The 7468-nt window shown below is 25.3% G+C and carries 7 protein-coding genes and 1 pseudogene; 7 read left to right on the top strand and 1 reads right to left on the bottom strand.

Annotated elements, in window-relative coordinates:
* Positions 1–98: 98 nt before the first annotated feature.
* Positions 99–1823, bottom strand: coding sequence for an NFACT RNA binding domain-containing protein (locus tag E6248_RS10745; RefSeq protein ID WP_316340802.1), 1725 nt, complete (start codon positions 1821–1823; stop codon positions 99–101).
* Between the two features lie 94 nt (positions 1824–1917).
* Between E6248_RS10745 and dapF the strand changes: the two genes are divergently transcribed.
* The 7 genes and pseudogenes from dapF to E6248_RS10710 all read left to right on the top strand — a co-directional run.
* Entirely contained in the window at positions 1918–2742 is an 825-nt protein-coding gene (gene dapF, locus E6248_RS10740) for a diaminopimelate epimerase (RefSeq protein WP_316340801.1), read from the top strand.
* 11 nt (positions 2743–2753) lie between these two features.
* Complete coding sequence (locus E6248_RS10735) at positions 2754–3740, top strand: hypothetical protein (RefSeq protein WP_316340800.1); 987 nt, start codon at positions 2754–2756, stop codon at positions 3738–3740.
* A gap of 228 nt (positions 3741–3968) precedes the next feature.
* A complete protein-coding gene (locus E6248_RS10730) occupies positions 3969–5354 on the top strand; it encodes a GspE/PulE family protein (protein ID WP_316340799.1) in 1386 nt (461 codons plus the stop codon).
* Positions 5329–6384 carry a type II secretion system F family protein gene (locus E6248_RS10725; protein ID WP_316340798.1) on the top strand — a complete coding sequence of 352 codons (1056 nt, stop codon included), beginning with the start codon at positions 5329–5331 and terminating at the stop codon, positions 6382–6384. Before E6248_RS10730 ends, E6248_RS10725 begins: the two co-directional genes overlap by 26 nt.
* A complete protein-coding gene (locus tag E6248_RS10720) occupies positions 6381–6848 on the top strand; it encodes a prepilin-type N-terminal cleavage/methylation domain-containing protein (RefSeq protein WP_316340797.1) in 468 nt (155 codons plus the stop codon). The genes E6248_RS10725 and E6248_RS10720 overlap by 4 nt, the downstream gene beginning before the upstream one ends.
* Positions 6845–7255: a type II secretion system protein gene (locus tag E6248_RS10715; protein WP_316340796.1), complete on the top strand. Its 411-nt coding sequence runs from the start codon at positions 6845–6847 to the stop codon at positions 7253–7255. Before E6248_RS10720 ends, E6248_RS10715 begins: the two co-directional genes overlap by 4 nt.
* A gap of 7 nt (positions 7256–7262) precedes the next feature.
* A pseudogene (locus tag E6248_RS10710) lies at positions 7263–7468 on the top strand (prepilin-type cleavage/methylation domain-containing protein); the annotation flags it as partial.

The raw sequence follows: 7468 nt of genomic DNA, 5'->3' as shown, positions 1-7468 counted from the left end.
TTATAATTATTATATTGAAAGGGATGCTTTAAAGCATCCCTTTCAATTATTTCAAAACTCCTAAGGAAGTTTTTTCATTAATTCTTCATTATTCATTTTTAATTTTCCATTGTGCCACAGCACCTAGGTTCTACGTATATTGTATTGTTTGTATGATAAATTACCATTCCTGGTTTTGCACCATTTGGCTTTTTAATATTCTTAACTTTAGTATAGTCAACTGGAACTTTGCTAGAATTTTTAGCTTTGCTATAATAAGCAGCTAAGCTAGCAGCTTCTTCTAGAGCTATATCAGAAGGATTATCGCTACATAATATAACGTGAGATCCTGGGATGTTTTTAGTATGAAGCCAGTAGTGATTTTTATTTGCAAATTTTAAAGTTAAGTTATCATTTTGAATATTATTTTTACCAACATATATATCTATTCCATCAGAAGACTTTAAATGAATAGGTTTTGATGCTTTTGATTTTTTATTTTTATTATTCCCCTTAAATCTTAAGTAGCCTGTTTCAACAAGTTCTTTTTTTATTTCATCTATTTCATCGTAATTTTCACAATTTATTATATTTGTTAAGACTGAAGTAAGATATTCTAATTCTCCATTATTTTTTTCTAATTGATCTATAGCAGATTCTTCAGATTTTTTTAGTTTATTATATTTTTTATAATAATATTGAACATTTTCAGATGGACTTTTATTTTCATCTAAATCTATTTTAATATACTCTTCATTTTCTTCATTATAGAAATTTAACACCTCTATATTTTTTTCACCTCTTTTTATCATATAGATATAAGAAGTTAATAAATCACCCTTTATCTTATAAGAGTCTTTTTTAGCACATTCCTTTAAAATATCATTTAATTTCTTTTCTTTATTATTACATCTTTCTATGTTAGTTGTAATAAGTCTTTGCATATCTATACTTCTACTATTAAGTCTATCTTGCTTATCTTTTGTAGCAAAGTAGTTATCAAGTAATATATTAGGATTATCAAATTCAACTTCCTGATATTCTTTATCTAAATTAAATAAATTTACACAGTGAAAGTCTTTAAAGGATTTTTCATCTTTATAAATCTTATAAGAAAAAATATTATCAATATTTTCTATGAAAATTTTAAATGAATTATAAAAAGATTGCTTATTTATGGTATTATTATCATAGGAGAATTTTTTATATAAATTCTTAGATAATGATTTGCTAATACCAGTAAAAATATTAGAAAAAATATTTTCATCTATAGGAATATCATTAGTTAAAATATAAGAATTATAACTTTCATAAGAAAAATCAAAAGGATTTAGCCTACTTGATGTTGGAGGATATACATATTCTACTCCTGGATATAATACTCTGTAAGTATTTTTATCTAGAGATAAGTGTTTAATACATTCCATAACTTTTTTATCTCTATCTCTTACAAGTGTTATATTACTATGCCTTCCCATAATTTCTACAACTAATATATACTTACTATTGAATCCAAGTTCATCAGTAGATTCTATATGAAGTTCTATAATTCTATCACCATTTAATTGAAGAATATCAGTTATTCTTCCACCAATTAAGTATTTTCTCATTACCATAGTAAACATAGGTGCTTGAAGTGGGTTTGGTTTACTTATACTAGTAATATGAATTCTAGGAAATCTTGAAGAAGCAGATATTAGAAGTTTAATATTTTCTCTTCCTTTCCTTAAAGTTAAAACTATTTCATCTTTTTCTGGTTGATTTATTTTATCTATTTTAGAATTTAATATTGATTTTTTAAAATCAGATACTAAACTATATAAGTAGATTCCATCCAATGCCATAAGTATCATCCTTTCTTTGGTAATAACATAATGATAGTATAACATTTAGTAATTACATTTTTCAATGGCATATAAAGCTAAAGGGAGGGGTTTTATGAATTTTATAAAGATGCAAGGCTTAGGAAATGATTTTATTTTTATAATAGATAAAGAAGAAAATTATTTAAAAGACGAAATAGGAATTGCTAAAAAGGTTTGTGACAGAAGATTTGGAATAGGTGCAGATGGATTGGTTATAATTAGAAATTCTGATATAGCTGATGCTAAGATGTTAATAATTAATAGTGATGGTTCAAGAGCAAATATGTGTGGAAATGCTATTAGATGTTTTGCAAAATATTTATATGAAGAAGGAATAGTGAAAAAGAAAAATATAACTATTGAAACTGGTGATGGAGTTAAAATTGCAGAGTTATTTATAAATAAAGATGATAAAGTAGATTTAGTAAGAGTTAATATGGGGAAGCCTAGTTTTGAAGGTGAAGATATAAAGCTTAATAATAAGGATGAATTAATTGATGAAGTTGTAGAAATTAATAATAAAAGATATAAGTTAACAGCTTTATTAATGGGAGTGCCTCATACTATTTTGATTAATAATAAAAATGAATATTCTATGGAAGATGGAAAGATAATAGAAAAGTATGATTTATTTAAAGAAAATACTAATGTGAATTTAGTAAAGATATTTAATAAAGAAAGCATAGAAGTGAGAACTTGGGAGAGAGGGGCTGGGGCAACTCTAGCTTGCGGAACAGGTTGCTGTGCATCTTTAGTAGCTTTAAATAAACTAGGGCTTTGTGAATCGAAAGCTGAAATAACTACATTAGGTGGTAATCTAATAGTAGAAATAGTAAATAATGATGTTTTTATGACTGGAGAAGCAACATTTATTTGCAGTGGTGTAGTATTAAATTAAAGAGGGATAAAATGAATAGAAAAGGGAGAAAAAAAGTTTTCCTTAGTGGTTTTATTATTTTAATAAATATAGCTTTTATTGGGTGTAATAATACTGAGACAGAAGAACCTAAAATTGAGCTTTCAAAAGGCGCAATTGCTATTGAAAATTCTGGTGAGTATAAGATATATAATTTAAAAGATAATAAGTATGAAATTGTTGATACAGATTATATTATAACTTCTTATGATGAAGAATCTGGAACTTTTATTCTTAATGATAATGGAGAAATTAAAATTAATAGTTTATCTAAAGAGTATAGTGTTGAGGTAGATGAAACAATTGTTTCACCTAAGGTATCTTTAAAAGGTAAATACCTTTCTTATTTTGTTAAAGATGGATATTTAGATTTAAAAATTAAGGATATTGAGAATAATACTTATATTGATTTTAATAGTGATGTGATAATATCTGGTGACTTAATAGATTGGATAAATGAAGACACTCTTGTATATTACGGCATAGATAATAATAAGAATAATGGAGTTTTTACTTACAATGTTTCTGAAAAAAAAGAGAACTTATTATTTAAATTAGATTTAGGTTATGTAGAATATTTAGAAGTTATTGAGGAAAATTTAATTATTGTTCAAGAGAAAGACAACAAGGAAAGATTCTTAAAAGTAATAAATAATGAAGGTGAATTAGTAGAAACAATAGATAAAATAGTTGAAGTAAGTGATGTTGAAGTTACTAAAGATGGAATATATATACTAGGTAGACTTGAAAACAATAATTACTCTTTGTACAAATATAGTGAAGGCTCAATCAAAAGATTAGTTTATGATTTTCCTAAATTAATTAATCTCGAAAAAGGATTATCTAAAGATAAAGATGGAAATATAATATTTGTAGGTGGAGATGATAATAATACAGAAAAATTATATATTTCTGTAGATGGAACTATATCACAACTTGAAGCTAGTGAAGGTAAATATTATTTTATAGATATTAATTAAGGGATGCTTAAGGGCGTCCCTTAATTAATATAAGGATACATACATATACAGAGTATAAAATAAAACTGCTGATAAAATTTATAGCAGTTTTTTTGTAGTATTTATAATTAAGTATTTCCAAAGTTATAAAATTTGCAGAGGTTTTTATATTTAGTTATATTTGTAAATAAAACTTATAAATAATGTTTAAAAAGATAGAGTATGGACCATAATTTTAATGGTGATTAAATGAAAAAGATTGATATTAGTCAAATAGACTTAAAAACTGCAAGAAAAATTAATAAATTTAAGGCTATGGAAAATTGTATGATTCCAGTTTCTATAAAAGATAAGAAAGTTATAGTTTTATCTAGAAATAAAGATATAACATACGATAAAACCGAACTGGAGTTTCTATATAATAAAGGAATTCAATTTATTAATACTGATGAAAATTATATTAAAAATCTTATTGATAAAGTATTTTTAGGTGAGGAAGAAAACTTAATTGATAAAATAATGGAAGAAGCCATATGTAGCTATGCTTCAGATATCCATTTTGAGCCTCAAAAGAATGATATTTTAATTAGAATAAGAGTAGATGGTATTTTAATTTCATATTGTAAAATCACAGATTTAGAATATCAAAGACTTTTATCTAGAATTAAAATCTTAGCTAACATGGATATCACTGAGAAGCGTAGACCACAAGATGGTAAGTCAACTGTTACTATAAAAGAAAAAAATTATGATTTAAGGATATCAACTATACCTATAACTTATGGAGAAAAGCTAGTTATAAGAATTTTATATGGGGAAATATTTACTCATGATTTAAAAAGCCTGAATATGACTAATAATCAAAGAGAAAAGCTTAAAAAAATAATAGCTTTAAAAAATGGATTGGTATTAATAAATGGGCCTACTGGAAGTGGAAAGTCTACAACTCTTTATTCTATTCTGAAGGAAATAAACAAAAGTGAAGTGAATATTACAACTATAGAAGATCCTGTAGAAGTTTTAATTAATGGGATAAATCAGGTTAGCTTAAATAGAAAAGCTAATATAACTTTTGCAAATGGACTTAGAAGCATTTTGAGACAAGACCCAGATATATTAATGATAGGTGAAATAAGAGATGAAGAAACAGCAAGTTTAGTAGTTACAGCTTCTTTAACAGGACATAAGGTATATTCAACCATTCATACTAAGACACCTAGAGAAGTCTATTATAGGTTAGAAGATATGGGAGTCAAACAATATCTAATAAAGGATTCAATAGTTGGCATAGTATCACAGAGATTAATAAGAGTTCTATGTAGTGAATGCAAAGAAGTTAATGAGGAAGTTTTATTAAATAACAAGAAAATAAAGACTTACAAAGAAAAGGGATGTAGTTTATGCAATTATACTGGATATAAAGGAAGAACGGTTATTAGCTCTGTAGTTTATATTGATGAAAAGATTAGGAAATTAATTTCAAATATTTTCCAGGAAATAATTGAACTTAGTAACTATGAAATGATTAATAATTTAGATGACTTGATTATAAGAGGAGACATTACTTATTTTGATTATAATAATTTTTTATTAGAAGAGGGATTAAACTATGAAGAAAATAAAATTATCATTTAATAAGTATAGTTATAGCAGTTTAAGTTTGATTTCTAGTAATATGGCTATTTTGCATAAAGAAGGAATTTCTTTAATATTAATTTTTGACTTACTTAAGGAGTTACCTTTAAATAAGAACTACTTAAGGAGTATAGATAATATAAAGCTTTCAATTTTAGAAGGAAATTCTTTAAGCGATGCATTTAAAAGTTACAATGATTTATATCCAGAGTTTTTTATAGGTATGATTTCAATGGGAGAAAAAAGTGGAAATCACTATGAAGCCTTAATTGGAGTAGAAAAATACTGTGATAAAATAAACTTTATAAAAAATACTATAAAGAATACCTTGTCTTATCCAATCTTTATATTAGTTTCATGTTTATTATTAGTTATTTTTATGATTTTATATGTTATACCAAGTTTTCATGAGTTCTATAGTAGCTTAAATATAAATGAACCTTTAATATCTAGCCTATGTTATAAGCTCTCAATTTTTATAAAAGATAATCCTTATAAATTTCTAGTATATCTTGTATGTTGGGGATTAGTAATCCCTTATTTAGTTTATAAAACCTTTTTAAAAGATAAAGTACCTAGGTTACTAAATAAAATTGGAATTTATAAAGAATTTAATGAGTTTGTATTTATTTCAATTTTATCAATAATAATTAAAAGTGGAGTTAACTTATCTAATGGATTAGTTTATTCATCTACAAGTTTTAAGAATAGAGATTTAATAGATAGATTTACTTTTTTGAACTCAAGCATATTAAAGGGTGAAAGTATATCAGATGCTATTAGGAAAATGGGGAATTATTCTAATTATACAAAATCTATTATTAAGCTTGGTGAAGAGGGTGGATCCATGGATGAAAGGCTTGAATCTTTAAGTATATACTTAGAAAAAAGACTTATATCGAAGATTAATAGATATATGGCTATATTACAACCAGCTTCAGTAATTATTATGGGAGGGTTTGTAGTAATTTTTCTTTTCATATTTATACTACCTTTATTTGGTGCAATATTAGATGGAGGATTTCAATGAAGAAAGGTTATACCCTTATTGAAGTAATAATAGTACTATCGATAATGTTACTTTTATCTAGTTTAGCATCATTAGGATATAAGTTTTATAAAAATTCTGTAGAAAAAATAAAGTTAGAAAGTACAGCCTTAGAGGTAAGGGATTTATTAAGCTTCAGTAAGGCCTACTGTAGGAAAAATGAGATTACTGGAAATCTTTCAGTTGAATTAGATAGAAAAAGTATATCTTTTACAGTAGATAATAACAAAGCTCCAATTAAAAAGGTTATTAAACTTGAAGATGGCCTTGAAATAGGAAGTAATTTTAGTGGAAATAATAAAGTTAGTGAAGAAGGCTTTATTACAAAAGCAGGTACTATTAATATTAGAAGTGCTTACTTAAATAAATCCTTAGAGTTAAAAGTTTCTGTAGGGAATGATATTATAAGGGTTAGTGATAAAAATGAGGGGGATATTATAGATTGAAAAAAGGTAATACTTTAGTTGAAGTAATTATTTCTCTTGCAATTATTCTGATGGCTTTAACTATTGTAAGCCAAATTATTATAATGAGTACTAAAGCGTTAAATAATAGAAAATTAAGAGAAGAAGCTGAAAGAGTAGCGTATGCTATAGAAAATGAAGCTAAATATAATAATAAATTTAGTGATTTAGGTGAGGAAACATCATTTAAATATACAAATGATATTTTAGATACCTTAATGAATCTACCTCTTATGTCTCTAGAAAGAGGAAAGGATATTACTTTAAAAAGAATAGAAATTAAACTTGAAGATAAAATTTATTTATATTCCATTACAATTAAAGACGATAATGGAGGTGTTCTAGCTGAAAGGGAATTTGTTAAATCTCATTGGATGGAAAAAAAGTAAAAAAGCTATGACACTTATTGAAGTAATGATATCTTTATTTATTCATTTAATAATTTTGACTATAGCTTTTAGCACTATAAAGGTAGCTTATACTAATTACAATAAATTAATAGAAAGTATAAAATACTATAATGATTTTGACGATGCTCTTCTAAATCTTGATAGATTATTAAAAACTGATATGATAACTTCTATTGATGTGGTAGATAATAC

This window comes from Clostridium sp., assembly GCF_032552055.1.
Classification (GTDB): domain Bacteria; phylum Bacillota; class Clostridia; order Clostridiales; family Clostridiaceae; genus Clostridium.
The sequence above is the reverse complement of the archived record's forward strand: the minus strand, read 5'-3'. Positions and strand labels throughout refer to the sequence as shown.